Source organism: Patescibacteria group bacterium, assembly GCA_026415775.1.
Taxonomy (GTDB): domain Bacteria; phylum Patescibacteriota; class Minisyncoccia; order UBA6257; family JAAZHW01; genus SKW32.
This window is the reverse complement of the sequence record JAOAGL010000005.1, coordinates 3,756-4,006: the sequence shown is the minus strand read 5'-3', so window position 1 is coordinate 4,006 and position 251 is coordinate 3,756. Positions and strand designations below refer to the sequence as shown.

General features: G+C 34.3%; 1 protein-coding gene. It reads left to right on the top strand.

Annotated elements, in window-relative coordinates; translation table 11 throughout:
- A partial coding sequence (locus N2692_03025; GenBank protein ID MCX8016239.1) for an alanine--tRNA ligase occupies nucleotides 1–251 on the top strand: 251 nt, incomplete at both ends.

The following is a 251-nucleotide window of genomic DNA, read 5'->3' as shown; positions in this document are numbered from 1 at the left end:
GCAGTAAAATATCATACAGCCACGCATTTATTACATAAAGCCTTAAGAGAAGTATTAGGCGAAGAAGTAAAGCAAAGAGGAAGCAATATTAATGAAGAGCGATTACGTTTTGATTATTCGTATTCTCAAAAACCAACCCCTGAACAATTAAAGAAGGTTGAGGAAATAGTTAATCAGAAAATAAAAGAAAATTTGCCTGTCGTTATGAAAGAGATGACTTTATTTCAGGCGAAAGAAATCGGCGCTATTGG